The sequence below is a fragment of the Lascolabacillus sp. genome (assembly GCF_028696275.1).
GTDB lineage: Bacteria > Bacteroidota > Bacteroidia > Bacteroidales > Dysgonomonadaceae > Proteiniphilum > Proteiniphilum massiliensis.
In genome coordinates this window covers 101,337-127,886 of the sequence record NZ_JAQVHI010000002.1, presented here as the reverse complement: position 1 = coordinate 127,886, position 26,550 = coordinate 101,337, and the positions used below count along the sequence as shown (strand labels likewise).

23 protein-coding genes and 2 tRNA genes are annotated in these 26,550 nt (G+C 36.1%); 13 read left to right on the top strand and 12 right to left on the bottom strand.

Going from position 1 to position 26,550, the window contains the following annotated elements; all coding sequences use genetic code 11:
- Positions 1-55: 55 nt before the first annotated feature.
- From PHO43_RS01520 to PHO43_RS01490, 7 genes are all read right to left on the bottom strand, one after another.
- Complete coding sequence (locus PHO43_RS01520) at positions 56-2,119, bottom strand: dipeptidyl-peptidase 3 family protein (protein ID WP_053826232.1); 2,064 nt, start codon at positions 2,117-2,119, stop codon at positions 56-58.
- A gap of 4 nt (positions 2,120-2,123) precedes the next feature.
- A complete protein-coding gene (locus PHO43_RS01515) occupies positions 2,124-2,756 on the bottom strand; it encodes an SIS domain-containing protein (RefSeq protein WP_045089710.1) in 633 nt (210 codons plus the stop codon).
- Between the two features lie 10 nt (positions 2,757-2,766).
- The gene (gene purE / locus PHO43_RS01510; protein WP_045089709.1) at positions 2,767-3,273 is read right to left on the bottom strand and encodes a 5-(carboxyamino)imidazole ribonucleotide mutase; all 507 of its coding nucleotides are present in this window, start codon (positions 3,271-3,273) and stop codon (positions 2,767-2,769) included.
- Between the two features lie 6 nt (positions 3,274-3,279).
- Entirely contained in the window at positions 3,280-3,660 is a 381-nt protein-coding gene (gene gcvH, locus PHO43_RS01505) for a glycine cleavage system protein GcvH (RefSeq protein ID WP_045089708.1), read from the bottom strand.
- A gap of 74 nt (positions 3,661-3,734) precedes the next feature.
- Complete coding sequence (locus tag PHO43_RS01500) at positions 3,735-4,343, bottom strand: phosphatase PAP2 family protein (protein WP_045089707.1); 609 nt, start codon at positions 4,341-4,343, stop codon at positions 3,735-3,737.
- A 9-nt stretch (positions 4,344-4,352) separates the two neighbouring features.
- Entirely contained in the window at positions 4,353-5,807 is a 1,455-nt protein-coding gene (gene rpoN / locus PHO43_RS01495) for an RNA polymerase factor sigma-54 (protein WP_053826233.1), read from the bottom strand.
- Between the two features lie 44 nt (positions 5,808-5,851).
- Complete coding sequence (locus PHO43_RS01490; protein ID WP_053826234.1) at positions 5,852-6,178, bottom strand: hypothetical protein; 327 nt, start codon at positions 6,176-6,178, stop codon at positions 5,852-5,854.
- Positions 6,179-6,305: 127 nt separating this feature from the next.
- On the opposite strand from PHO43_RS01490, the gene PHO43_RS01485 reads away from it, so the two are divergent.
- The 11 genes from PHO43_RS01485 to dacB all read left to right on the top strand — a co-directional run bounded on the left by PHO43_RS01485 (position 6,306) and on the right by dacB (position 16,335).
- A complete protein-coding gene (locus tag PHO43_RS01485; RefSeq protein ID WP_045089704.1) occupies positions 6,306-6,869 on the top strand; it encodes an IS1096 element passenger TnpR family protein in 564 nt (187 codons plus the stop codon).
- A 60-nt stretch (positions 6,870-6,929) separates the two neighbouring features.
- Entirely contained in the window at positions 6,930-7,835 is a 906-nt protein-coding gene (gene miaA / locus PHO43_RS01480; RefSeq protein WP_045089703.1) for a tRNA (adenosine(37)-N6)-dimethylallyltransferase MiaA, read from the top strand.
- An 87-nt stretch (positions 7,836-7,922) separates the two neighbouring features.
- A tRNA-Asn gene (locus tag PHO43_RS01475) sits at positions 7,923-7,996 on the top strand.
- A gap of 33 nt (positions 7,997-8,029) precedes the next feature.
- Positions 8,030-8,103, top strand: a tRNA-Asn gene (locus PHO43_RS01470).
- Positions 8,104-8,222: 119 nt separating this feature from the next.
- Complete coding sequence (locus PHO43_RS01465) at positions 8,223-9,179, top strand: NAD(P)-dependent oxidoreductase (RefSeq protein WP_045089702.1); 957 nt, start codon at positions 8,223-8,225, stop codon at positions 9,177-9,179.
- A 56-nt stretch (positions 9,180-9,235) separates the two neighbouring features.
- Positions 9,236-10,000, top strand: a complete 765-nt coding sequence (locus PHO43_RS01460) for a DNA alkylation repair protein (protein ID WP_074010704.1) — start codon at positions 9,236-9,238, stop codon at positions 9,998-10,000.
- Complete coding sequence (locus tag PHO43_RS01455) at positions 9,975-11,240, top strand: M16 family metallopeptidase (RefSeq protein WP_045089701.1); 1,266 nt, start codon at positions 9,975-9,977, stop codon at positions 11,238-11,240. Before PHO43_RS01460 ends, PHO43_RS01455 begins: the two co-directional genes overlap by 26 nt.
- A 173-nt stretch (positions 11,241-11,413) precedes the next feature.
- The gene (locus PHO43_RS01450; RefSeq protein WP_045089700.1) at positions 11,414-12,022 is read left to right on the top strand and encodes a porin family protein; all 609 of its coding nucleotides are present in this window, start codon (positions 11,414-11,416) and stop codon (positions 12,020-12,022) included.
- A 267-nt stretch (positions 12,023-12,289) separates the two neighbouring features.
- The gene (locus PHO43_RS01445) at positions 12,290-14,080 is read left to right on the top strand and encodes a glycoside hydrolase family 9 protein (RefSeq protein WP_045089699.1); all 1,791 of its coding nucleotides are present in this window, start codon (positions 12,290-12,292) and stop codon (positions 14,078-14,080) included.
- Positions 14,026-14,817, top strand: coding sequence for a polysaccharide deacetylase family protein (locus PHO43_RS01440; RefSeq protein ID WP_231623064.1), 792 nt, complete (start codon positions 14,026-14,028; stop codon positions 14,815-14,817). The genes PHO43_RS01445 and PHO43_RS01440 overlap by 55 nt, the downstream gene beginning before the upstream one ends.
- 78 nt (positions 14,818-14,895) lie before the next feature.
- On the top strand, positions 14,896-16,335 hold the full coding sequence (gene dacB, locus PHO43_RS01435; protein ID WP_288008812.1) for a D-alanyl-D-alanine carboxypeptidase/D-alanyl-D-alanine endopeptidase: 1,440 nt from the start codon (positions 14,896-14,898) through the stop codon (positions 16,333-16,335).
- A gap of 84 nt (positions 16,336-16,419) precedes the next feature.
- On the opposite strand, the gene bamJ is transcribed toward dacB, so the two are convergent.
- Positions 16,420-16,962, bottom strand: coding sequence for a BamJ family beta-barrel-assembly machinery protein (gene bamJ / locus PHO43_RS01430; RefSeq protein WP_052673159.1), 543 nt, complete (start codon positions 16,960-16,962; stop codon positions 16,420-16,422).
- 19 nt (positions 16,963-16,981) lie between these two features.
- Positions 16,982-18,529 carry a glycine--tRNA ligase gene (locus PHO43_RS01425; protein WP_045089697.1) on the bottom strand — a complete coding sequence of 516 codons (1,548 nt, stop codon included), beginning with the start codon at positions 18,527-18,529 and terminating at the stop codon, positions 16,982-16,984.
- 190 nt (positions 18,530-18,719) lie between these two features.
- Here PHO43_RS01425 and PHO43_RS01420 point away from each other — a divergent pair, with 190 nt between their 5' ends.
- Together PHO43_RS01420 and PHO43_RS01415 are read left to right on the top strand one after the other, a co-directional pair.
- Positions 18,720-20,222: a lipopolysaccharide biosynthesis protein gene (locus PHO43_RS01420; RefSeq protein ID WP_231623065.1), complete on the top strand. Its 1,503-nt coding sequence runs from the start codon at positions 18,720-18,722 to the stop codon at positions 20,220-20,222.
- 68 nt (positions 20,223-20,290) lie between these two features.
- A complete protein-coding gene (locus PHO43_RS01415) occupies positions 20,291-22,417 on the top strand; it encodes a S46 family peptidase (protein ID WP_045089695.1) in 2,127 nt (708 codons plus the stop codon).
- A 100-nt stretch (positions 22,418-22,517) separates the two neighbouring features.
- On the opposite strand, the gene PHO43_RS01410 is transcribed toward PHO43_RS01415, so the two are convergent.
- The 3 genes from PHO43_RS01410 to PHO43_RS01400 are packed head-to-tail and all read right to left on the bottom strand — an operon-like array spanning position 22,518 to position 26,388.
- Positions 22,518-22,976 (bottom strand): methylglyoxal synthase, encoded by a 459-nt coding sequence (locus PHO43_RS01410; RefSeq protein ID WP_045089694.1) that lies wholly within the window; start codon positions 22,974-22,976, stop codon positions 22,518-22,520.
- Positions 22,973-24,721: a phospho-sugar mutase gene (locus PHO43_RS01405; protein ID WP_288011036.1), complete on the bottom strand. Its 1,749-nt coding sequence runs from the start codon at positions 24,719-24,721 to the stop codon at positions 22,973-22,975. Before PHO43_RS01405 ends, PHO43_RS01410 begins: the two co-directional genes overlap by 4 nt.
- Positions 24,722-24,747: 26 nt before the next feature.
- Positions 24,748-26,388, bottom strand: coding sequence for a dipeptidase (locus tag PHO43_RS01400; protein WP_288008808.1), 1,641 nt, complete (start codon positions 26,386-26,388; stop codon positions 24,748-24,750).
- Between the last annotated feature and the right edge of the window lie 162 nt (positions 26,389-26,550).

Below are 26,550 nucleotides of genomic sequence, written 5' to 3'. Positions count from 1 at the left end.
TATTCAATACTCAGTGCTAAAATATAAATATCCTAAGTATGTAGTCTGATTAAAATCAGTTTTTAAGTGGAAGCACAGAATACTGTTTAGAATAACGTAATTGTTGATCTATGTAGTTCTCTTTATAAGATATTGTCACATCTGTTACTTTACCATTCTCATCAGTTACAAGCTTATAAACAGGATTAACAAAACCTTTGTAAGGTGCAATATTAAGAGCTTCGTATCTTGATAAAACCTCCTCATGTAGATTCTTGTCCACCTTTACTCCATAAGTTTCGATCAGGTTTTTACCTGCTTCAAAATCCCCTTCTGACTTAATACGCTGTACTTCAGCAAGCAATTCTCCAAAAAGCTGACGTAACTTATCATAATCGTTGATCACGATGTAGGTTTTACCATCTTTCTTTTCAAAAGCTACCACATTTTCAGCCTTACCTTTCTCAATTACCCAGTTAGATATAGTAGCACGATTACGCATATGAGCCTGTTCAATATCCTTTCCTGGTTGTATACGGGTAAGCTGAGTCATAGCACCATTCATAATATATGAGTAGTATTCAGCTTTATAAGCTTCATTGTCAGGTAATAAACCAAGTTCAACTAGCTTCGGATCAGCCAGATAGTAAAGTGCAAACAGATCGGCACGTGTTTCTTCCAGTGGTGAAGCATATGCCTGAAGAACATCAGAGCTAACTCCTGGAAGCAACTTACCTGAACCATGACCTAAACATTCATGCAAGTCGGTGTGCAGATTATCAGTTAATGTTCCATACTTTTTAGTAAGCTCAATCTCTTTTTCACTCCACATGAATTCTTCCTTGAACCCATTTCCTTCTGCAGCTTTATCATATGCAAAAGTGATATTATCTATAGTAACTGATTTAGATCCATGATCTCTTCTTATCCAGTCTGCATTTGGCAGATTTATACCAATTGGAGTTGAAGGATATGTATCACCACCCAAAATAGCAGCAGTAATTACTTTAGCAGAAACACCTTTTACTTCTTCTTTCTTAAAACGGTTGTCTATTGGAGAGTTGTCCTCAAACCACTGTGCGTTCTCACTGATAATTCTGGTGCGCTCTGATGCCTCAATACTTTTAAAATTAACAAGTGACTCCCAAGTGGCTTTCAGTCCCATAGGGTCAGTATACGTCTCAATAAAACCATTAATAAAATCAACACGTGAAGTTGTATCAGTTACCCATTTAACTGAATATTCATCAAAAGTTTGAAGATTACCTGTTTTATAATATTCGATAAGAGTTTTGATTACATCTTTTTGATGGTCATTTTCTGCAACCTCAGATGCTTTTTCTAACCATCCAATTATACGCTCAATTGCCTTATCATACATTCCACCAAGCTTCCAAACTTTTTCGGTAACTACACCGTTTTCTTTGACTACTTTACTATTAAGACCGTATGATACTGGTGTGTTGTCATTCGGATCCTTCATGGCGTTATAGAAATCTTCAACCTCTTTCTGAGTTACACCTTCATAGAAGTTTACGGCAGAAGTCTGAATAATATCCTTTCCCGGTGTCTGATTCATTCTTTTTGGCATAACTGCCGGATCAAACATAACAGGAAGTATTTCATTTAAAGTTTCATCTGCAGCCATACCATCACGGAAAGGCATTCTTCCCGGATCAACGCTTTTTACAAGAGAAACAAAATACTCCTGTGAGAATTGTGGTATGATTTTATCTTCAGAATAGTGATGGTGGATACCGTTTGCCATCCAAATCTGTTTAAGATAAGTCTCAAATTGTTTCCAGTCATCGGAAGATTTGTTACCCATGTAATTCTCATACACACCTTCACATACTCTGCGTATAGTTAGATTATAACGATTATTCTGATCCCATAAGATATCACGTCCTTCAAGAGCAGCTTGTGATAGGTAATAAATCAATTCCTTCTGTTTTAGTGAAAGACTGTTGAATCCTGGAACAGGATATCTTAATATTTCAATATCTGCAAACCGGTCGACCTTATATTCAAATGTTGAGTCGATACCATCGTCGGCTGCCGGTTTTGAGCCTGCTTCTTTTTTGCCGTTGCAGGCTGCAAGCAGTAACAGTGTTGTTAGCATAAAAACTACTTTTTTCATACAATTATTTCTCTTTATTAAGTTCTTTAACACGAATTTCTGCATTTCTGGATTTATCTCCCAGATAACCCCCATGGTGCCTTTTTGCATATTCGCTAATACTGAAATTAATTCTCTTCATTGTACCTACAACAAGTATATCTCCCATTACAGTCATTACTGTTGTAGATGTAGTAGGGGTAAGATCCAATGGACAAACTTCAGCAGGATTTCCGGTAAGCAGAAATACATCTGCTTTTTTTGCCAGTACACTTGAATTATTTCCGGTAATTACAATAATTGGTACTTGCTCGTATAATCCTCTGGCAAGTTCAACCAACTCAATAATCTCACGTGTTTCACCGGAATTTGTAATTAAAAGCAGAAGATCATTCTCCTGCAGTACTCCAAGATCACCATGCTGAGCCTCACTGGGATGCAGGAAAATTGATGGTGTACCCGTAGAACAGAAGGTTGTTGATATGTTTTGTCCTATCTGTCCTGCTTTACCCATACCGCTAATAACAAGCTTTCCTCGTTTTTCATGTACGTACTCTACAATTAAATCGATTGCTTTCTCGTATTGGTCAGTAATAGGAATATTAAGAATTGCGTTTGTTTCCTTCTTTAGGATTGTTTGTATTTCTTCGTACGTCATTTTACGAACTTCAATTGGTTTTATATTTATATGAAACCTGAGCCAACTCTTCGTTAGCTTTCTTGATCTTATTTTTAAGTGAAATTTTATATTCTACCAATTTATTTTGCAATGCCTCATCTCCTGTGGCAATCATCTGCAAAGCAAGTATAGCAGCATTAAGGGATCCGTTTATACCAACGGTAGCAACAGGTATTCCAGGTGGCATCTGCACAATTGAAAGCAGTGCATCAATCCCTTCCAGTGATGCTTTAATTGGAACACCGATAACCGGTATTGATGTCATTGAAGCAATTACTCCGGGCAAATGTGCAGCCATACCTGCTGCAGCAATAATCACCTTGATACCATTTTCTGCAGCACCCTTTGCAAATATTTCAACCTCTTCAGGAGTTCTGTGAGCTGAAAGTGCATTTATCTCGAATGGCACCTCCATCTCATCAAGAAACTTGGCTGCTTTTTCCATTACAGGAAGATCAGAAGTGCTTCCCATAATGATACTTACTATAGGCTTCATATAATCTTACTTTCCGATAAAACTTTTGTAGTCAGCAGCAGACATTAAGCCATCTAACTCTTCTGGTTTCTCAATTGTAACTTTTATTATCCATCCTTTTTCATATGGATCTTGATTAACCATCTCAGGAGCGTCATCCAGTTCAGGGTTTATTTCCAGAACCTCACCACTAACAGGCATCAACAGGTCAGATACAGTTTTAACGGCCTCTACACTTCCAAACACTTCTCCCTGTTCGAGAGTTTCACCTTCTGTAGATACATCAATGAACACAATATCACCCAGCTCTTCCTGAGCAAAATCGGTAATACCTATAAAAGCTTCGTTGCCTTCCACTCTCACCCATTCATGATCGGAAGAGTACTTTAAGTTTTCAGGAAAATTCATAGTAGTCTATTTTTTTTATTTTATAAATAATAATTGTAAATGTACAATATAATAATTTAATTACAAAAGCTTGCTTATGTGCCGATCCAAACAAACGTAAAAGACACAATAAAACCAAGTAGAAACCCGGCTATAACTTGCGAAAGTGTGTGTCGTTTTAAGATAAGTCTGGATGTACCTATTAATCCTGCAAGAATAAACAAACCCATAAACATAATATAGGGGTTGGAGCGTTCTACGAAATAACAAACAGCCATTGCACCACCAGTCAGACCTCCAATGCCAAACATATGTGCACTTATTTTCCATATAAATGTAATAAGTATGGCAATTATCATAATGGCAACAGATGAAGCCATAATCATCATAAACCAGGTAGGCATATTCATTCTGTAATAATATATAATCATTACAGTGTATGAGATAAGTGTGATTAAATATGGATAAATACGCTCCTTTCGAACTTTAAGTGACAGATCCGAAATTATACCCAGTTTATATAATATAGTTATAAGTACTGCCGGAATAATAAATGAAAAGAACAGTACGGGAGTAATTATTTGCCAGAATTTATGAGAATAAATTGCACCAAAATAGGTGTAAGCGAACAGTAGTAAAATGCTGTACGCCGGCATCAATAATGGCTGGAAAACTGTGGAGATTACATGTGCTATCGATTTCATCGGACAAAGTTAAAGTTTTTTTCTCAAACGTGCCACGGGAATATTTAATTGTTCTCTGTATTTTGCAACAGTTCTACGGGCAATAACATAGCCTTTGCTATTAAGTATTTTTGTAAGCTGTTCATCTGTAAGAGGTTTTGCAGAATTTTCATTTTCTATACTCTCCATTAATATAGATTTTACTTCTCTCGATGAAATATCTTCGCCATCTACGGTTTGCATTGCTTCAGAGAAAAAATATTTCAGTGGATAAATATTAGTATTTGTCTGTACATATTTGCTGTTACTGACTCTTGAAATAGTAGAAATATCAAATCCGGTTTTTTCAGCCACATCTTTTAGAATCATTGGTTTTAGCATAGTTTCATCTTCAGTGAGAAAGAAATCATACTGAATGCTTACTATTGCTTCCATTGTACGTTGCAGAGTGTTTTGCCTTTGTCTTACTGCATCAATGAACCATTTTGCAGAATCCACCTTCTGCTTCATGAAAAGTATTGCCTGTTTATCATCTGATGACATACTGGTTTTGTTGTCAGTATATCCCTTTAGCATTTCTGAAAAATTACGATTAACTCTTAGGTTAGGTATATTGCTGTTATTCAGTTGAATTGTCACTTCACCGTTATACGAATCGACTATAAAGTCGGGAGTAATATTATTCATTGCAGTCTGCATTGTCCCTCCAAGAGTATTTCCCGGTTTTGGATTAAGAGAAATAATTACTTCAATTGCATCTTTTAATTTTTCCTGAGTGATGTTTAGCAGACGTATTATTTTATCGTAATGTTTTTTGGAAAATTCCTCGAAATAATCCGTAATTATAGTGGTTGCAATTTCAACCTCTTCAGATTGTTTTTCTCGACCGAGTTGTATCAGCAGGCATTCCTGAAGATCACGTGCACCTATACCTGCCGGGTCAAGATCCTGAATTTCGTATAATATATCCTCAAGTTGCAGAGGAGTTACATCCAGCTGTTGCTGAAAAAGCAGGTCGTTGGAAATAGATTGCAAATCTCTTTGCAGATAACCGTTTTCATCAATATTGCCTATAATATACTCAGCTATTGTCTGTTTTTCTGAGTCCAAATCCATTAGTCCGATTTGTTCAAACAGATAATCATGCAATGATTTATCATCATAATAGCTGATCTCGAAAAAGTCAGTATCACTCTTTCTCTCTGATTTGTTAAGTCTGTAATCGGGAATATCATCATCTGAAAAATAATCACCCAGAATCATTTCATCCTGGGTCAAATTATCTGCTTCGGATATTTCATCATCAATAACTGAACTTTCAGACAGGTCATTATCAGTTGTTTCAAGTGCCGGATTTTCTTCAATTTCCTGTTTTATCCGATCCTCTACTTCAACATTATTAAGTTCAATCAGCTTAATCACCTGCATCTGAAGAGGTGATAGCCGTTGTATCTGTTTAAGTTCTTGTTGCTGCCTTAAAGCCATATACGAGAATATAATTTCTATGGCAAAGATAATTATTTCTGAACTTACTCACAAAATGAGTCGTCATATCCTGCCTTACAGGTTAATGGTGCCAATGCATATGAATCATATTCATCATATGCAGGTCCGGGTATTCCACTAATAACCACAATCCGGTCCAATCTCACTTTTTCTCCATTTTCGAAAATAAGGAAATCTCCTTCTTCCCTGTTATTCTCGATTTTAATAATCCTGCCGTTGGACTCCCCCAGTTCAGGCTCATCCGAAAAAGTAAAATAAATCACTCTTGTTTCATCTTTTTTCATCTGCTCCTCAATAATTTCGAAGTATTCCGGATCTATTGGCAAGTATCTTGGTCTCATTATTTTCATCAGTTTTGTTTAAGTATAAAACAATTTCCCACTTATTAGGTTCACCTATTTATTGTTCTGTTGAATGTTGGAATTTGAAACTTTTTATTACCTTTGAAACGTCAACAATGTTTAAAAAAAGATCGAAATGATATTCAAGTTTCTAATTCTGTCGGATGAAGTTGACAACTTCAAAAGGGAAATTAAAATAGATGCTGATGCAACATTCCTGGATTTATATAAATCCATATTGGATTGCACCGGTTATAGTGATAAAGAGATGGCTTCATTTTTTCTCACTGATAATAAATGGCGAAAGAAGCAGGAAATTACTCTGGTTGAAATGGATACCGATTCAGATGAAGATTCATTTACAATGGATGAGTGTGTATTAAGTGATTTTCTTGAGGATGAAAAACAAAAACTTATGTTCGTGTTTGAATATCTGACCGAACGTGCTTTATATATTGAGTTATCAGAAATAATACCCGGGAAAAATCTAAAAAAAGCTATCTGCACTGTTTCTGAAGGTGAACCACCTGTTCAGATTACTGAAATACAGGATGTAAAGCATGAAGGAGTAACTTTTGATTTGGGCGAATCATTTTATGGTGATGAAAACTTTGATCTGGATGAATTAGATAAGGAAGGTTTTGATGGTTTGGACGAGATCGACATTTCATCAAATACTGATTCAGCTGATATTTATTAAATTAAGTTTATATTATTACCTAATCTATTAATATTAAACTCTTTAAATCCAAAAATTATAATGAATATCCTCCTCGTATTGCTTGGTCCTACAGGTGTTGGTAAGACCGAGTGGAGTCTAAACGTGGCGGAGAAATTAAACAGTCCGATATTATCAGCCGATTCAAGGCAGATCTATAAGGGTATGAGTATCTGTACAGCCGCACCTACTCAAGCACAGATGCAGCGCGTACCACATTATTTCGTTGAAATATTATCTCCCGAAGATTATTATAGTGCAAGTATATATGAGCAGGAGGCATTAGGAATGCTCCGGAAGCTCTTCAAAGATCATAGAGTTATTGTTATGACTGGAGGTTCTATGATGTATATAGATGCTGTTTGTAATGGTATTGATGATATACCTACTATTGATAGTTCATTACGAAAAGATATTCAGGAGTTATATAAAAAAGAGGGCCTCGATCCTATTCGCCAGCAACTGAAAATTCTGGATCCACAGTTTTATTCCGAAGTAGATCTGAAAAATCCAAAACGAGTAATTCATGCTCTTGAAGTTTGTTTGATGGCAGGAAAACCCTATTCCTCATTACGTACTAATTCAAAAAAGGAACGCCCTTTTGATATTGTAAAGGTTGGTTTTAATATGGATAGAGAACAACTATATGATAGAATAAACAGGCGCGTTGATAATATGGTTGAAGAAGGTCTTATTGAAGAAGCGCGCAGTTTTTATCCTATCAGGCATCTTAATTCATTAAATACAGTGGGGTATAAAGAGCTTTTCGAATATTTTGATGGAAGGTGTACACTTGATTTTGCAATTGATAAGATTAAACAACACTCACGAAATTATGCAAGAAAGCAGATAACCTGGTTTAAAAAAGATAAAGATATAAATTGGATAAATCTGTCAAACTCAGAAGATATGGTTGTAGAAAGAATACTGAACTTGCTGCCACAGTGAAATACATATGTATTTTTTTTCTTATAACTATTGGAACATTCGGAAAATTGTACTACTTTTGCAACACTTTTTAGAAAAGCAAATAATTCTTCCTTAGCTCAGTTGGTTAGAGCATCTGACTGTTAATCAGAGGGTCCTTGGTTCAAGTCCAAGAGGAAGAGCAAAAAAAGATTTAAGATTAAAAAGTGAAATATTCTTCCTTAGCTCAGTTGGTTAGAGCATCTGACTGTTAATCAGAGGGTCCTTGGTTCAAGTCCAAGAGGAAGAGCAAAAGAACGAGTCAAAAGGCTCGTTTTTTTTGTTTTATATTATTAATTACAACAAAATCGGCTATTTTGCCGTTAAAACGGTTGACAAACTATTTCCTAATTAAATTCACAATTCAAGATGAAGAGAGTGTTAATTACTTACCGCCTGAAACCTGAAGGGCTTACTGTTTTAAATGATAAATATGAGCTCACCCTTCCCAAAGATAGATCTTTTTTTTCAAGAGAAGAGGTTCTTGAATTAATACCGGAATATGATGTATTAGTACCAAATTTTAGTTTTTTTACAGATAAGGAAATAATGGACAGAGGTGTAAATCTTGAATTAATCTCTAATTTTGGAGTCGGGTTCAATAATATTGATGTAGATTATGCAACAAGAAAGGGAATAGTGGTAACAAATATTCCAAAAACCACAAGAGAGCCAACTGCTGAGTTTGCTTTTGCTCTTCTTCTTGGAGCAGCCAGAAGGATAGGGTATTATGACCGAAAGATTCGTACTCCACAAGGTGTAAGCTGGGGTACTTATACAGATGCTGGTCTTCCTGTTTTTGGAAAAACTCTTGGAATAATAGGGATGGGTAGAATTGGTCAGTCTCTGGCACGACGAGCAGTTGCTTCAGGTATGAATATAATATATAATAACAGAAACAGGCTGGCTGAGGATATAGAGAAGCAATATTCTGCCCGTTTTGTTTCAAAGGACGAATTGTTGAAAACTGCCGATTTTATATCACTCAATGCCCCTTCAACTCCTGAGACATATCATATGATTGGAGAGAAAGAGTTTAATATGATGAAACAAACAGCAGTTTTTATCAATACAGCACGTGGTGATATGGTTGATGAAAAGGCAATGTTAAAAGCATTAAAAGAGAACAGAATATGGGCTGCTGCTCTTGATGTTTTTGAGAATGAACCCCATATTCTTCCCGAGTTGTTAGAGCTTGATAATGTGCTGCTGGCACCTCATGCAGGAACTAAAACTTTAGAGGACAGAATTGCCATGTCGGTAGAGATGGCACAGAATATTGTAGGTTTCTATGAAGGTACATATCCTATTTCACGTGTAAATTAAAATCATATTAAATTATCCAATCTGTTTATATATATGTAATAAATAATATTGTATATATGTCCGCACTAGAAATTAAAAACAAACTTATTGCATTAGGAAGTCCCGAAAGAGCAAATCATTCTGCTTATTTCTTTAAAACTGCCGAAGGAGAGTATGGATATGGTGATAAATTTATAGGATGCACTGTGCCTGAAACTCGAAGTGTAGCAAATAAATATCCCGACTTACCTTTATCTGAAAATAAAAAGTTGCTTGAAGATGAATTACATGAGTGCAGATTATGTGCTTTGGTAATTCTAACACATCAATTTAAAAAGGCCAATGAAATAGTTAAATATGAGATACTTAACTACTACTTAGCAAATACAATTCATATAAATAACTGGGATCTGGTTGATGTTTCGTCATATAAGATAGTGGGCGAATGGCTCAAAAACAGAGAAGATAGGTCTCTATTATATCAACTTGCAGAAAGCGAACTGCTCTGGGATCAACGTATAGCAGTAATTTCAACATTAACATTTATACGAAATAACGATTTTAATGATACATTAGAATTATCAGAGATGTTTCTCACACACCAACATGATCTTATGCATAAAGCTTGTGGATGGATGTTGCGAGAAGTCGGGAAAAGAGATGAGGCTGTATTGTTACACTTTCTTAATAAACATGCAGCTATTATGCCACGTACAATGCTCAGATACTCGATTGAGAAATTTCCTGATGAGTTGAGAAAATATTATTTAAGCTACAGACAGATAGGAAAACAGGTAGAGGGGACAAGAATACAAAATGAACAAGTTTTCAGAACAAAATAATATACTAAACACTTTAAATAGCTATAAACTGGAAAATGGCTTGCGAATAATTCACAGACAGTTTCCATCGGAGATATCTTATTGTGGACTGGTTATAAATACAGGAACTCGTGACGAGTATCCATCAGAATATGGTATGGCTCATTTTGTGGAACATATGTTGTTTAAAGGTACAAAAAACCGCAGAGCACATCATATAATGAATAGGATGGAGAATGTAGGAGGTGACCTGAATGCATATACTACAAAGGAAGAGACCTTTATATATGCTACTTTCCTGCAGGAACATTTTCCACGTGCAATGGAGCTGCTAAGTGATATAATTTTCAATTCTGAGTTTTCCGAAAACCAGATAAGTAAAGAGCGTGAGGTTATACTGGATGAGATTAACTCATATGATGATTCTCCTGCCGAATTGATATTTGATGACTTTGAAAATCTTATGTTTGAAGGTCATGAAATTGGTCACTATATATTAGGTTATCAAGAAACTCTTAACAGTTTCAAATCAGACAATATCCTCAATTTTGTGAACCGTCAGTATAAGATGGAGAATATGGTTCTTTTTTCTTTTGGAAAAACTCCTTTTGAAAAGGTAATTAAGCAGGCTGAAAAACACTTTGCATTTAAAAAGAATGTTTTTGGTGCTTTGAATACTGAAGTAAAAAAACGACTGTCTCCCGGTTATTTAAAACCAATTTCAAGGGTAATTCAAAAGAATACTACACAGTCGCACGTTGTTTTGGGCTGGAAAACAATGAACATGTATAATCCTGATAAGTATGTACTCTATCTGCTTAACAGCGTTCTTGGAGGAGGGAGCATGAATAGCCGGCTAAACAGCTCCTTAAGGGAAAAACATGGACTGGTTTACAATGTTGAATCAAATCATACATTATATACCGACACAGGCTTTTTGTCTATATATTATGCATGTGATCCTAAAAACAGGGAAAAGTGCCGAAAGTTAATTAATAAAGAGATAAAGAGATTAATGACCAAAGAACTTACACCGATGCAACTAACCGTGGCTAAACGTCAGCTGATGGGACAGATGGGAATATCAGCTGAGAATAATGAAAGCAACTCACTTGTTATGGCTAAGAGTTTTCTGCATTTCAACCAATCGTCTTCTCTGGATATTATTTTCTCAAAAATAAACAATGTAACATCAGCACAGATTTTAGAAATGGCTAATGAAATTTTCAATACCGGAGAATTCGAACTTGTCTATATTTAATGGTCTGTTTTACAGTAAACTGTTAAAATAGCATCAACTTATACATTTTCTCTATATACTTTTTGTTGAGTCTAAATCTCTCTATTAATGAACAAATAACCTACAGGAGGTGTTTTATAACAGTATTTGAAGATATATCTTCGAACAAACAAACTTAACTAATAATTTTAATTATGAAAAAAATCAAATTAATGCTGGTACTAGCATTGTTTGCAATGGTAACAGCTGTAAGTGCTCAGGTGAGTTTAGGTGTTAAAGGTGGAATTAATATGTCCAACTTATATGGAGATGAACTGGATAATGAAAATGTGAAAATTGGGTTTAATGTTGGCTTATTAGCTGACATCGACTTCTCTTTCAATTCGGCAATTCAAACTGGTTTGTTTTTTACTACAAAAGGGTATAAGTATGATTCAGGAAATTTAGACTATACAGAAAACCTTATGTATATACAGCTGCCTGTTCATTATGCATATAAAATTGATGTTACTCCCGGAACAAGAGTTGTGTTTCATGCAGGACCTTATGCTGCATATGGAGTTGGTGGAAGTAGAAAACTGGATGCAGGAGAATTAGGTTCATTGGAAGTAGATAAAATATTTGGTGATGGAATGTTACAATACAAACCTTTTGATGCAGGACTTGGCCTTGGTGTTGGAGCTGAATTCGGACCAATTCTAGTAGACTTAGGATGGGATATGGGATTGGTAAATATTTCGAATACCAGTAATGGAAACGTGAAAAATCAAAACGCCTACCTATCTGTTGGATACAAATTCTAATTTATAAGATATTTTAGAGAGCCTGCATAAATAATTATGCAGGTTTTTTTGTGCTTGTAAGTTTACTTATAATGTAAACTTGACTTTTATTTAGTTCTTTACTGACTCTTATCTGCTTCTTATATTCCTTATATAAGTTAGGTTTATGTAAGAGTAAAACAAGAATGTTGAGAAGTCTTTTTATGGTAAATACCTTATTAATATTTAATTGTTATATTTGCAACAATTAATATAGTAGTTTAATATAGATTCTAAACTCTACTTTGTATGAAAAATATATCTATTACCTTATTCTTTTCAATTATAACAACAGTTTTATTTTCTCAAAACAGCTGGATCCGTGTTAATCAGATTGGATATCTCGAAAACGACATTAAAGTTGCAGTCTTCATCAGCAAATCAGATGTCACCCAAAAATCATTTGAACTTGTTGATTACAGCACAAATGAGATTGTATACAAAGGAACAAAAGTTAGAAATACTGGTAAAACCTGGGGTTTCGATTCTTCGGCCAGACTCGATTTTACGGAATTTACTAAACCGGGTAAGTATTTTGTCAGAATTAATAATATCCAATCTGTTCCATTCCGAATTGGTGATGATATATATGCTGATGCATCAGAGATTCCTCTGAAATATATGCGTCAGCAAAGATGTGGTTACAATCCATTTTTAAAAGACTCCTGTCATGTTCATGATGGTATTACAGTTGGTGACCCTAAAGGTGAAAGGAATGGTTTATATTACAATACCATAGGTGGATGGCATGATGCATCAGATTACCTGCAATATGTAGCAACAACAGCTAATGCTGTTTACCAGATGCTTTTTGCCTACTCCAAATATCCTGACACATTTGGTGACTATTACGATGCAAATGGTGATGAGGGGGCCAATGGAATTCCAGATATTCTGGATGAGGCAAAGTGGGGATTAGACTGGCTGGTGAAGATGAATCCAGATTCTGATACTTACTTCAATCAGCTTGCTGACGACAGGGATCATATTGGTTTTACAATACCAAGTGAGCAGATGGCCGATTATGGTTGGGGTCCCGGAAAGGAGAGAGCTATCTACTTTGTTAGTCCTGAGCCACAGGGATTGTTTAATTATAAAAACAGGAGTACAGGTATGGCTTCAACATTAGGGAAGTACTCCTCCTCATTTTCTTTAGGTGCAGAGATTCTGGCTGAATATTATCCGGAATTCTCAGAACTGCTGAAACAGAAATCCCTTGATGCGTATAACAATGGTGCTGCTAATCCTGGGGTAAGTCAGACTGCTCCCGGTGGTGCTCCCTATTTTTATGAAGAGGACAACTGGGTTGATGATATGGAGCTTGCTGCATCAGAACTTTTCAAAGCTACGGGAGAAAATAAATATCTTACCGATGCAATAAATTATGGTCGCAAGGAACCTGTAACACCATGGATGGGCGCTGATTCTGCCCGTCACTATCAATGGTATCCTTTTATTAATATGGGTCACTATCAGATTGCGGCTCAAGACACAGATAAGAAAGCCAGCAGTGAATTTATCCGCAATATGAAGAGTGGTATACAGCGTGTTATGGACAGAGCCGAAGGAAATGCTTTTATGAATGGCATTCCTTTTATATGGTGCTCAAATAACCTGACTCTTGCTTTCATTACTCAGTGCAGGTTGTATAACGAACTAACAGGTGATGATACATATCTTGAAATTGAAACTGCTATGCGTGACTGGCTGCTAGGATGCAATCCATGGGGTACATCGATGATTGTTGGATATCCTGAAAATGGGGATTATCCTGTAGATACTCATTCAGCATTCACAAAACTTAAAGGTTATCCTATAACTGGGGGTATTGTTGACGGACCAATTTACAGTTCTATTTTTGGTAGTCTGAAAGGTATTTATCTTGCAAATGATGATCAATATGCCGAGTTTCAGTCAGACCATGTTGTATATCACGATGATTTTGCTGATTATTCGACCAACGAACCCACTATGGATGGTACAGCATGTATGACCTATTATTTTGGCTATCTGGCATCGCATGCAAAAAAAAAAGATTAGTTGAAAACGTTAGTCCTTGTAATGCAGTAACCTTAGTTGAGGGCGGAATAATCCGAGGTAATAGAAATATAAAAAACCTTTCACTCGTTTTTACAGGACATGAATTTGCTGATGGTGCAGAAACAATAATGACTGTTTTAAAGAGACATGACATTAAAGGCACTTTCTTTCTTACTGGTGAATTTTATAGGTTGTATCCAGAAATCTCCCGAAAACTTCAGAAGTTTGGACACTATATGGCACCTCACTCAGACAAACATCTGCTTTATGCCGATTGGACAAAGCGTGATTCAACATTAGTAACACGTGAAGAGTTTGAGAGTGATTTGAAAGATAACTATTTAGCAATGCAGAGCATTGGGTTGTCGATTGAGTCGCCTAGATATTTTATGCCTCCTTATGAATGGTATAACAAAGAAATAAGTGAATGGGCTGGAAAAATGGGAGTAGTGGTAGTTAATTTTACTCCCGGTACAACATCTAATGCTGATTATACCACACCTGATATGAATAACTATATGTCATCTGAAACAATCTATAATAATATTTTGAAATATGAAGAAAAGGATGAAAATGGGCTTAGTGGTTTTATACTTTTGATTCATATTGGTACAGATCCGAAGAGAATGGATAAACTATATGATCGTATGGATGATCTGATAATCGAAATTAAAAAGAGAGGTTATGATTTTGTCAGAATTGATGATCTGCTTGGGAAGACCGACTCAAATAAATAAAATTGAATATAATTGTTTTATTATCATGTAAATAGCTGATATTTAAAGTTGTCTAAAATCAATTCAAAATTTGAAAATATGTTGAGAATATTATATACAACATTTATATTTTCCATAAGCTGTCTGGTTTACTCTCAGCAGAATGTGCAAAATGTAGTAAATAATCCATTATTGAGACATGCATCAGTAGGAATCTCTGTAGTTGATATTACAACAGGTAAAAGCATAGTTTCTCATAATGCAGAGAAATCACTAACTCCTGCTTCGGTATTAAAACTGGTTACAACAGCTACTGCATTAGAGACACTGGGTGATAACTACAGATATAGTACAGAAGTAGCTCTTGATGTTGATGATCCTTCACGAATTTTGGTAATTGGGTCCGGTGACCCTACATTAGGTAGTGAGGTATTTAGTGAAAATCGTTATGGTTTCTTTATAAATAGCGTACAGTTGTTGAGTAAAACTCTTTCGAAAAATCAAAACTATTCACTGTATATCGTAGATGATCTGTTTGGTTATGAGGGTGTTTCACCTGAATGGACATGGATTGATATTGGTAATTATTATGCATCCGGCACATATGGAATAAGTATATTTGACAATAGTTACCGCCTGTTTTTTAATACAGTTGATAAAAATAGTTGTCCGGTTATCTTGAGAACAGAACCTGTAATTAAAAGACTAACTTTTAATAATGAACTTAAACTTAACAATACTGGTCGCGACAACGGATATATTTATGGTGCCCCTTTCTCATACGAAAGAACTTTAAGAGGAGATATTCCTGCCGGTAGAACATCATTTAGCATAAAAGGCGATATCCCGGATCCGGGGATGCTTTTAGGAGAGACCTTAGCTGATTATCTAAATAAGGCAGGTTATAAAGTCAACAATGTTGAAACGGCAAGGGAGGATTATTTAAAAAGACTCTGTTCACCAAAGAAAACGTACTCCTATTATAGAGTAGGGCAGTCGATATTTACCCAATTATCCCATCCCTTGTATGAAATTGTAAGAGAGGTTAATGTTGAGAGCAACAACCACTATGCTGAACATCTTATAAGAACAATTGGAAGAAACGATGTTAAAGATATTAATGAGAATGCATTGGATGCAGGCATTAAAGTTACAGCTGAATACTGGAAAAGTAAAGGAGTAGAAATCTCATCTTTATTAATGCACGATGGCAGCGGTCTTGCACCACAAAATTTTGTAAGTCCAAAATTCCTTACGGATATTCTTACATATATGCATAATGACAGCAGGTACAGTGAAGCATTTATCAGTTCATTGCCAAAAGCGGGTCAGGAGGGAACATTACGTAACTTTATGCGTAATACAAAGTACAGTGGAAAAATAATTGCAAAGAGTGGCAGCATTGGTGGAGTACAGTGTTATGCCGGTTATTTAATTGATGGCAATAAAAAGTATGTTTTTGCGGTAATGGTAAACAAGTTTAATACAACTAATACACAAGTCAGAGGAATAATTGAGCAATTCTTATTGAGTTTATAGATCTTTATTCAATAGTTTTGAGTACTGAGTAACTGATCACAATAAAAAAGGAAACTCTTTTTGGAGTTTCCTTTTTTGTTTGAGTTATTCAACTATTTCAACCAGTTCAATTTCGAATACAAGAGTCGTATATCCTGGGATATTTCCTTTACCGGTCACACCATAAGCAAGTCTCCAGGGCATCCATACTTCCCATTTATCACCTACTTTCATATGTTGTAATGCAGTTGAGAAACCATCAACAACCCCGTTCACACTGAAACTTCTGGGAACATCATTCTTTGAAGTAGTATCGAATACAACTTTGTTGATGATTACATTGCCTTTGTCATCATTGTATTTGTCAGGTTTTGTCCAATCAGATTTATACCAACCAGTGTAACGTACTTTTACTACATCTGTAAATATGGGTGAGACCTCACCTTCACCAGACTCAATCACCTTATACATTATAAATCCAATACCTGAAGTGGAGTTAATCTTAGAGTATTCAGAGTTAGAAGATATTTTAGAGAACTGAGCTTCGTTATCGAGTTTCCACTTTTCATCAAATGTTTCTTCTTCATTGCATGAAGAAAACAAAATGAATGCAAAAAGGCTGAGGAGTAATGATAGTTTTAGTTTCATTGTTGTGGTTTTATAATCTTTATACTGAAAGTTTTTTCAATAGATTTTTCAAATCAGTCTTTTGTGCAATAATGTTTTGAAGAGAGTCGATAGCAACCCTTTCCTGCTCCATTGAGTCGCGGTAACGCACAGTAACAGTGTTATCCTCCAGTGTCTGATGGTCGATAGTTGCACAGAATGGTGTGCCTATTGCATCATGACGGCGGTAACGTTTACCAATACTGTCTTTTTCGTCGTACTGACAAGAGAAACTGAATTTAAGATCATCCATAATTTCACGAGCTTTCTCAGGCAGTCCATCCTTTCTTACTAATGGCAAAATTGCCAGCTTCACAGGAGCTAACTCAGCAGGAAATTTCATCATTACACGAGTTTCACCATTTTCAAGTGTCTCTTCGCAATATGAACCTGCTAGAATAGAAAGGAACATACGGTCGACACCGATTGATGTTTCAACCACATATGGAGTGTATGATTTATTAAGTTCAGGATCGAAGTATTGCATTTTTTTGCCTGAGAATTTCTCATGTTGACTAAGGTCGAAGTCTGTACGTGAGTGAATTCCTTCTACTTCTTTGAAGCCAAACGGCATTTCGAACTCAATATCTGTAGCCGCATTGGCGTAGTGTGCAAGCTTATCATGATCATGAAAGCGATATTTATCAGCACCAAATCCAAGTGCCTGATGCCATTCCATTCTTAATTTCTTCCAATGTTCGAACCATTTTAATTCTTCTCCCGGAACAACAAAGAACTGCATCTCCATCTGTTCGAATTCACGCATACGGAAGATGAACTGACGTGCTACTATCTCGTTGCGGAAGGCTTTTCCAATCTGTGCAATACCAAATGGAACCTTCATACGACCTGTTTTCTGAACGTTAAGGAAGTTAACAAAGATACCCTGGGCAGATTCGGGTCGAAGGTAAACCTTCATTGCACCATCAGAGGTTGCTCCCATTTCTGTAGAAAACATCAAATTGAACTGTCTTACCTCTGTCCAGTTTCTTGTACCGCTTATAGGGCAAGCTATCTCACAATCCAGGATAATCTGACGCAAATCCTCGAGATTGTTATCATTAAGAGCTTTTGCAAAGCGAGAATGAACCTCATCACGTTTCTGACGATTTTCCAGAACACGAGGATTGGTCTCCCTGAACATCTGCTCGTCGAAAGAGTCTCCGAAACGTTTTGCAGCTTTCTGAACCTCTTTTTCAATCTTATCATCCAGTTTAGCCAGGTGATCTTCAATCAATACATCGGCACGGTAACGCTTTTTACTGTCTTTGTTGTCGATCAGCGGGTCATTAAAAGCGTCCACATGTCCTGAAGCTTTCCATATTGTTGGATGCATAAAAATTGCAGAGTCTATACCAACAACATTCTCATGCAGCAGAACCATACTGTCCCACCAATATTTTTTTAAGTTGTTTTTTAATTCAACGCCATTCTGACCATAGTCATATACCGCGCTTAATCCATCATAAATTTCACTTGAAGGGAAAACAAACCCATACTCTTTACTGTGTGATATTATTTTCTTAAATACCTCTTCCTGTAGTGCCATGTGTAATAATTATCTGATTCAACATACAAAGTAAAGGGTTTTTTTCGATATTTTGACAATCATTCTTCTTAAAGATAAATAATTGACTCCCTTTCAGGTTATGTCTTAGCGGAAAAATCAGTACTTTTGTAGCTATATATGACTATCGGTCTTCTAATCTCAGAATAACAGTGTTTATATGTCTGGCGGAATGAAAAATTTGGCTAAGGAAACCATTTTCTATGGTGTTGGAAGTGTACTGCCTAAACTCCTTAGCTGGCTGCTTTCTCTTTATTGGGCATTCGTGTTGCCAAGAATTTCCGATATTGGAGTATTAACTAACTTCTATGCATGGGTGGCTCTGCTGCAGGTGACTCTTACATATGGGATGGAAACCGGCTACTTCAGGTTTGCCAATAAAGAGAAGGACCCAGAAAAGGTTTTTTCAACAACTTTTATCAGCATATTATCTACTACACTGATATTCTTTGTTATATCTCTGTTTTTCTTAGAACCTGCAGCGTTTGTATTAGGAGGTACAGAAATGAAACCTCATTGGCTGCTCTTACTGATTACCATTCTTTGTATAGATGTTATAGGGACCATTCCTTTTGCCAAATTAAGATTTAAGAAAAGACCTATTCGTTTTGCTACGATCAAGATATTAAATGTTGTCTTGACTATACTTTTCAACCTTTTCTTTTTTCTTGCTTGTCCATGGCTTCAATCAAAATTTCCGGGTGCATTCTCATGGTTTGACATAAATAATGGGGTAGACTATATACTTATTTCGAACCTGTCAGCATCTGTAATACAGTTTTTAATGGTTTCACCTGAGCTGAGAATTAAGTTCATTTTTGATAAGCAGTTATTACAACAGATGCTTAAGTACTCTTTTCCGATACTTATTTTGGGAATTGCAGGAATACTGAATCAGACCGTAGATAAGATTGTTTTTCCATGGTTTTATCCGAATAATGATTTTGCATTTACCGAACTGGGGATATATGGACAGAATTTTAAGATTGCAGTTATCATGGTGATGTTTACTCAGGCATTTCGCTATGCTTTTGAACCATTTATTTTTGCGAGAAACAGGGGGAGCTATGATGATAAGCAGTCGTTTAGCGACGCCACAAAGTATTTTATTATATTCGGTTTACTAATATTTTTAGTTACAATTGGCTTTATTGACATTATTAAATTTCTACTTCCAATAAAGTATCATGTTGGATTAAAGGTGGTTCCTATTGTACTTATGGGGGAACTGTTTTTTGGTATTTATTTTAATTTGTCGTTGTGGTATAAGTTGACAGATCAAACTAAATGGGGTGCGTATATCTCTATATTCGGCTTTATCTTAACCATTGCAATAAATATTATATTTATACCAGCTTACAGTTATATGGCTTGTGCATGGGCATCCTTTTTTGCCAACTTTATAATGATGGTGATCTCATATTTTATGGGTCAGAAAAACTATCCTATACCATATAACTTGAAATCGGCCGGATTTTTCTTTATGTTGTCAATGTTATTATTTGCAGGGATTACCGTTTCCTACGCTTGTGTTGACAATCTTTGGGTCAGACTCTCTATTAGTACAGCTTTAATATTATTATATCTGCTTGTGGTAATAAAAAAAGAGCTGCCATTGACAGAATGGCCGGTGATTGGGAACTACTTAAAAAAGAATAATCCAACTGATATTTAATCAAGTGGTTGATATAAAATAATATAGTATTAAAATTTACAATATAATTAATGAATTAGGAATCAATTATGAGAAAACTTTTTTTATCGATATCGATATTTTGTTTGACTTTGGCCGCTAATGCCGATGAAGGAATGTGGCTTCTGAAGGAGTTGAATAGTCAGAGTGTTGCCAGAATGCAGGAGATGGGATTTACATTACCTGTAGATCAGCTCTATCACAATACCAATCCTTCTTTAAAGGATGCAGTTGTTATATTTGGCGGAGGATGTACAGGTGTTGCTGTATCGGAGCAAGGACTTATATTCACAAATCACCATTGCGGGTTTGGCTCAATTCAGCGTTTGAGTTCAGTTGAGCATGATTATCTCAAAGATGGATTTGTTGCTGCTAATCAGGATGATGAGCTGTATGCCGACAGACTTACTGTATCTTTTTTAAGATCAATGGAGGAGGTGACTGACAAAATAATACCATATCTTCCATCGGTTTTGAGTGAAATTCAGCGTGAACTAACTATTGACTCTTTGTCTAACGAATTGATTAAAGAGTATGAAAATGATCCTTTCACAAGTGCACGTTTTGTACCTTTCTATTCAGGGAACAGATTTTATGTTGTACTATATGATGTGTTCAGAGATGTAAGATTGGTAGCAACTCCTCCACAGTCGGTTGGCAAGTTTGGAGGAGATACCGACAACTGGATGTGGCCTCGTCATACAGGTGACTTTTCAGTGTTCAGGGTTTATTCTGATGAGAATAATAAACCGGCAAATTATAGTGATACAAATAAACCATATAAACCCAAATATGTAGTACCTGTATCACTAAATGGAGTGAAGGAGGGTGATTTTTCTATGACAGTTGGTTACCCTGGCAGCACTCAGCGTTATATGTCCTCCTGGGGTATTCAGCAGCGTGTGGAATCGGAAAATAAACCACGTGTAGAGGTTAGGGGAGTGAAGCAGGATATCTGGTGGGAAGCAATGACTCAAAACGATACTATAAGAATTAAGTATGCTAACAAATATGCAGGCAGCTCAAACTACTGGAAGAATTCTATGGGTATGAATGAGGCAATAGCCAACCTTGGAGTGATAGAGAAGAAAAAATTACTGGAGAACAGATTACAGGAATGGATAAATAGTAATCCTGTGAATAAAGAGAAATACGGAAATACACTTGATATATTAAATGAAGCGTATTCAAATTCTGGTGATTTAGCTAAATATACTACTTACTACCTTGAAACATTCAATAATGGAATTGAATTGATCAGATTTGCCAATACTATTTTGCAATTTGACGCAGAAGGTACAGAACAGGATAAACAGGATTTTATTAACGAGAGATTGGTAGAGTCATATAAAAATTATGAACCAAAACTAGATAGAAAAGTTTTACCGGCATTGATGAAGCTTTATGCTGACAGAGTTCCGAAAGAATATCAGCCTGATATTTATCAAAAGATTGATTCTCTTTTTGAAGGTGATTATGAGAGATATGCCGACTGGCTGTTTGATAACACTCAGTTTACTTCTTTGGAAGAGCTACTGGTTTTATTGCAGACTGCAGACACACAGGTGTTGAGTAAAGATCCTGCGATGGAGCTCGCACTATCTGCTGCAGATATGGGTTATGAATTATCAAGTAAGATGATCTCTTTTTATGAGAATGTACTGAGAGGTGAGCGTGAATTTATGGCAGCATTAATTGAAATGGATTCTGACAAAGCATTTTATCCGGATGCTAATTTTACACAGCGTTTGAGTTACGGCTCTGTTGCGGGCTATCAGCCTCGTGATGCTGTTTGGTATAATTATTACTCAACCACACAGGGTATATTGGAAAAACAGAAACCAGGAGACCCTGAGTTTAATGTTCAGGATTATATTCTTAAAGCTATCCTTTCTGGGGATTTTGGCAGATACTCAGATGAAAATGGTGAATTGAGAGTAAACTTCTTGTCTACAAATGATATTACCGGTGGAAATTCTGGAAGCCCTGTTATTAATGGAAAAGGAGAACTCATTGGTCTGGCTTTTGATGGAAACTGGGAGTCTCTTAGTGGAGATATATTATTCGAGCCTGAAATGCAACGTATGATCAGTGTTGATATATTATATGTTTTATATATGCTGGATAAAGTTATGGAAGCACCACATATAGTTAATGAATTGAATCTGGTAGATTAATAGATCGCATTGAATCAATAAAATAACAGAAAACCCCTCATTTGCAAGTTAATGCTTTTGAGGGGTTTTTAAATTAATGTTTAATATAAAATATCAATGACTAAAAAAGATATTCATCCCTATTGAACTTTTCATACCTCGGGGGAGATGGTACATAATTTTCATCATCCCACAGAGAACTTGTTATCATAAGGTCTGCACTAAACCTGTTACATGCGATAGGTACATTATGCACCCTACACTGTCTGAGCAGCATCATAATGTCTGCTTCATGAGGTTGTGCGTTGAGATCATCTATAAGAAATACTGCAAGGTCAATTTCTTTTCGAACAACTTTAGCTGCTATTTCGGCATCACCTCCCATAGGACCAGAATTCATTATTGTGAACTCAGGGTTAACACCCTCATTTTTTAACGCGTCTCTTACCAGTGTTCCTGTTGTTCCAGTACAAACAAGATGGTGATTAGACAGGAAATCAGAGTTATATATAACCCAGTCTACCATATCTGCTTTTCGATGATCATGTGCTACCAGTGCAATTGTAAGTTTTCGTTTCATATACCTAATTCTTCACGTATTTCATTTATTTTTTCATCTGCTTTTCTTTCAGCCTGTTCTAATTCTTCTCTTGTTTTAGCGTAGCCTTTTACTTCAATATAAAATTTTATTTTTGGTTCAGTTCCTGAAGGACGAATAGACATTTTTGTATTGTCTTCAGTGAAGTACTGTATTACATTAGAAGTTGTAGGCATTTCGAGAGCTATCTGTTCATCGCGTACAAAATCTACCGCTTCAAGTTTTCCAAAATCCTTTATTAGTGTAACAGGAGATCCTCCAAGAGAGGTGAGTGGGTTTGCTCTGAAGTTTTTCATCATAGCTTCAATTTCTTCAGCACCCTCTTTTCCCTTCTTAACGAGAGATATTCCTACCTCTTTTGAATAACCATATTCAAGATAAATATCCTGAAGCAGTTCATATACAGATTTTCCGTTATCTCTTGCCCATGCTGCTATCTCTGCAAATAGTGTACAGGCGGATACAGCATCCTTGTCTCTGACAAAATCACCTGCAAGAAAACCGTAACTCTCTTCACCTCCACCGATATATTTCTTTATTCCTTCGTTTTTGCGGATTATATCAGCTATCCATTTGAAACCAGTGTAACTGTCATAAATCTCAATACCTTTGCTTTGGGCAATTACTTTGGCAAGTTCAGTAGATACAATAGTTTTTACAATAAACTCTTTACCTGTGAGAAGTCCCAGCTCTTCACGCCGGGTCATCAGATAGTAAAGACATAATAGAAGTGTCTGATTACCATTAACAAGAATAAATTCACCCTTATCATCACGTATTGCAGTTCCTATGCGATCACTATCAGGGTCGGTGGCCATAACCAGGTCGGCATCAGTCTCCCTTGCTTTTTTTATTGCAAGGTCAAGAGCAGCAGGCTCTTCCGGGTTAGGAGAAACTACAGTGGGGAAATCACCACTTATGACATCCTGTTCGGGTACATGAATTATATTTGTAAAACCAACCGCTTTCAGTGCATCTGGAACTAATGTACCACCTGTACCATGAATAGGTGTATATACAATTTTAATATCGCTGTTTCTTTGAATTGATTCCGGTGATAGTACAAGTTTCTTTACCTCTTCAATGAACGCGTTGTCCATATCCTTACCAATAATTTCGATGAGTTTCTTATCACCTTTGAATTTTATCTCACTATTGGATTTAATGCGATTTACTTCAGCAATGATGTTTCTGTCATGAGGAGCCAATACTTGTGCACCATCATTCCAGTAAGCTTTATAACCATTATATTCTTTAGGGTTATGAGAGGCGGTTACCATTATTCCGCTCTGGCATCCCAGTTTACGGATTGCATAAGAGATTAAAGGAGTGGGGCGCAGGTTTTCAAACAGATAAACCTTTATGCCATTTGCGCTGAAGATATCTGCTGCTACTTCGGCAAATTTGCGACTATTATTGCGGCAGTCATGTCCAATTACAACTTTAATTTGATCATGGTTTGCAAACTCTTTTTTAAGATAGTTTGAAAGTCCCTGTGTTGCAGTACCGACAGTGTAAATATTCATTCTGTTGCTACCGGCACCCATAATACCTCGTAGTCCACCAGTTCCAAACTCCAGATCTTTATAAAATGCATCGATAAGAGGGCTCTTGTCTTCATTGTCAAGCAATTGCTGAATTTCCTTTTTTGTATCAGCATCATAATCACCCTCCAGCCATGAATTAGCTTTATCCGTTACTAGTGATATTAAAGTCTCATTTTTCATATAAAAAATGTATTATGTTTATCTTTTTATTCTACAGGTTGAACTTTGTATTTATCACCTGTTTGATCGATTATTTTTTGGTAGTATTCGTTAGAGTAGCCTGGACGTAAAGGATTAGCAGGTTGGCCATATGGATTTCGTTTAAATTTACCATTTTCCTCCTGTTTAATTACGCCATCAATATATTTAACCATTAGAAATTCACCAAGTTTTTTCCATTCTGCTACACCTTCAGTTACGAGATTATTGGTGTAACTGGTGAGGTATTTTACAGCATCCTGATTTGATTGTTCAAGTACACTTAATGCTTTTTCTTCAATTTGAGGTTGTGAAGCATGGAAACTATTTTCTAAAGCTGATTGCACCTTTTTCATATCTTCGCTCATATCACTATATCGGGTATAGACTAAGTTTGAAACCCAGTTGTGAATCCAGAAAGCGGATGTCCATGAGAAGGTAAGCAAATCACCATTACCAATCTTCATTTCATGAGGTACTTCGTTGTGACCGCAATAAAATGGGTAATATACAGTTTGAGCCGCATCATCTATACCAAACCAAAGTATACCACCAATTTCATTAGGCAACCATGAACGCATTTGAGCTACAAATGAAAATGCAGTCTGCTGTGTAGCAATTGGTCTTTCATTACAATATTCAACAGAGTCTACCTGATATGTAAGTGGAGACCATCGATAGGGTGAGTTGAAAGGTCCCGCACCAACGTCAAAGCGCCAGTCTAATTCAGTTCCTTCATAATGATCGCGCATCAGATTCTGAATGTCTTGTACACTTAGTTTTCTATCAGGTTTTATATATAAAGGCATTGGATCTGTAGTTAATCCCTGTGCATAGGTAACATATTTACCCATATCTTTATTGACATTGTTGAAGAACGACCAAACTCGTGCCTCGCAAAATCTTAATGCTCCGAAATCAAGTGGTGCATACGCTTTTGCAAAACTGAACTCGCTGTCTTTTCCTGTAAAATACCCTTTTTCGCGTGCAAAAGTAATTACATCAGGCGAATAGATACAATTTTCAGGGTCATTCAATGGAAATTGCTGGATTCGTGCCTGATTAGCATGAGCAGTTACACAATCATCGGGAATTCTGACTGCAACCCATACTGCACCTTTGTTTCCCGGACCTTTTCCAATCATCTCCATAACCCATATTTCATTTGGGTCTGCAATAGAAAAAGACTCTCCTGAACTATAATATCCATATTCGCTTACAAGGCTGGTCATAATCTTTATTGCTTCTCTGGCATTTTTTGCACGCTGAAGCGTAATGTAAATCAGACTGCCATAGTCTATGATTCCGGTTGAATCAGTAAGTTCACTTCTTCCTCCAAAAGTAGTTTCACCTATTGCCAGCTGATGTTCATTCATGTTACCAATAACATTGTATGTTTTCAGAACCTGAGGAATTTCACCTAAATACTTACCGCTATCCCATTCATAAACTTTTAGCATTTCACCAGGTTTATACTCTTTTGCAGGCCAGTGATATAACTCTCCATAGAGCCCATATGAGTCGGCCGCATAGGATATAATTGTTGAACCATCTGTGGATGCTTTCTTTCCTACCAATAAATTAGTACATGGAAATGTTAAGGTTGTGGTAAACAAAACCAGAAGAATAATCAAAGAAACTTTTCTCATGCTGAATTTAAATATATATTAAACTTGTTTTGTAGCTAAAATTATTAACTAGCCTGTAAAGATACTTTTTATTGTGCAAACAGCCTAAACTGCACAAGTGATATTTTAGATAATTATCACACATTGATTAGCAAAAGTAGAAAAAAAAATCTATTTTTGTTT

Coding starts and splice junctions, on each gene's coding strand:
- PHO43_RS01520 (WP_053826232.1), bottom strand. CDS start 2,119: ATGAAAAAAGTAGTTTTTATGCTAACAACACTGTTACTGCTTGCAGCC.
- PHO43_RS01515 (WP_045089710.1), bottom strand. CDS start 2,756: ATGACGTACGAAGAAATACAAACAATCCTAAAGAAGGAAACAAACGCA.
- purE (WP_045089709.1), bottom strand. CDS start 3,273: ATGAAGCCTATAGTAAGTATCATTATGGGAAGCACTTCTGATCTTCCT.
- gcvH (WP_045089708.1), bottom strand. CDS start 3,660: ATGAATTTTCCTGAAAACTTAAAGTACTCTTCCGATCATGAATGGGTG.
- PHO43_RS01500 (WP_045089707.1), bottom strand. CDS start 4,343: ATGAAATCGATAGCACATGTAATCTCCACAGTTTTCCAGCCATTATTG.
- rpoN (WP_053826233.1), bottom strand. CDS start 5,807: ATGGCTTTAAGGCAGCAACAAGAACTTAAACAGATACAACGGCTATCA.
- PHO43_RS01490 (WP_053826234.1), bottom strand. CDS start 6,178: ATGAAAATAATGAGACCAAGATACTTGCCAATAGATCCGGAATACTTC.
- PHO43_RS01485 (WP_045089704.1), top strand. CDS start 6,306: ATGATATTCAAGTTTCTAATTCTGTCGGATGAAGTTGACAACTTCAAA.
- miaA (WP_045089703.1), top strand. CDS start 6,930: ATGAATATCCTCCTCGTATTGCTTGGTCCTACAGGTGTTGGTAAGACC.
- PHO43_RS01465 (WP_045089702.1), top strand. CDS start 8,223: ATGAAGAGAGTGTTAATTACTTACCGCCTGAAACCTGAAGGGCTTACT.
- PHO43_RS01460 (WP_074010704.1), top strand. CDS start 9,236: ATGTCCGCACTAGAAATTAAAAACAAACTTATTGCATTAGGAAGTCCC.
- PHO43_RS01455 (WP_045089701.1), top strand. CDS start 9,975: ATGAACAAGTTTTCAGAACAAAATAATATACTAAACACTTTAAATAGC.
- PHO43_RS01450 (WP_045089700.1), top strand. CDS start 11,414: ATGAAAAAAATCAAATTAATGCTGGTACTAGCATTGTTTGCAATGGTA.
- PHO43_RS01445 (WP_045089699.1), top strand. CDS start 12,290: ATGAAAAATATATCTATTACCTTATTCTTTTCAATTATAACAACAGTT.
- PHO43_RS01440 (WP_231623064.1), top strand. CDS start 14,026: ATGTATGACCTATTATTTTGGCTATCTGGCATCGCATGCAAAAAAAAA.
- dacB (WP_288008812.1), top strand. CDS start 14,896: ATGTTGAGAATATTATATACAACATTTATATTTTCCATAAGCTGTCTG.
- bamJ (WP_052673159.1), bottom strand. CDS start 16,962: ATGAAACTAAAACTATCATTACTCCTCAGCCTTTTTGCATTCATTTTG.
- PHO43_RS01425 (WP_045089697.1), bottom strand. CDS start 18,529: ATGGCACTACAGGAAGAGGTATTTAAGAAAATAATATCACACAGTAAA.
- PHO43_RS01420 (WP_231623065.1), top strand. CDS start 18,720: ATGAAAAATTTGGCTAAGGAAACCATTTTCTATGGTGTTGGAAGTGTA.
- PHO43_RS01415 (WP_045089695.1), top strand. CDS start 20,291: ATGAGAAAACTTTTTTTATCGATATCGATATTTTGTTTGACTTTGGCC.
- PHO43_RS01410 (WP_045089694.1), bottom strand. CDS start 22,976: ATGAAACGAAAACTTACAATTGCACTGGTAGCACATGATCATCGAAAA.
- PHO43_RS01405 (WP_288011036.1), bottom strand. CDS start 24,721: ATGAAAAATGAGACTTTAATATCACTAGTAACGGATAAAGCTAATTCA.
- PHO43_RS01400 (WP_288008808.1), bottom strand. CDS start 26,388: ATGAGAAAAGTTTCTTTGATTATTCTTCTGGTTTTGTTTACCACAACC.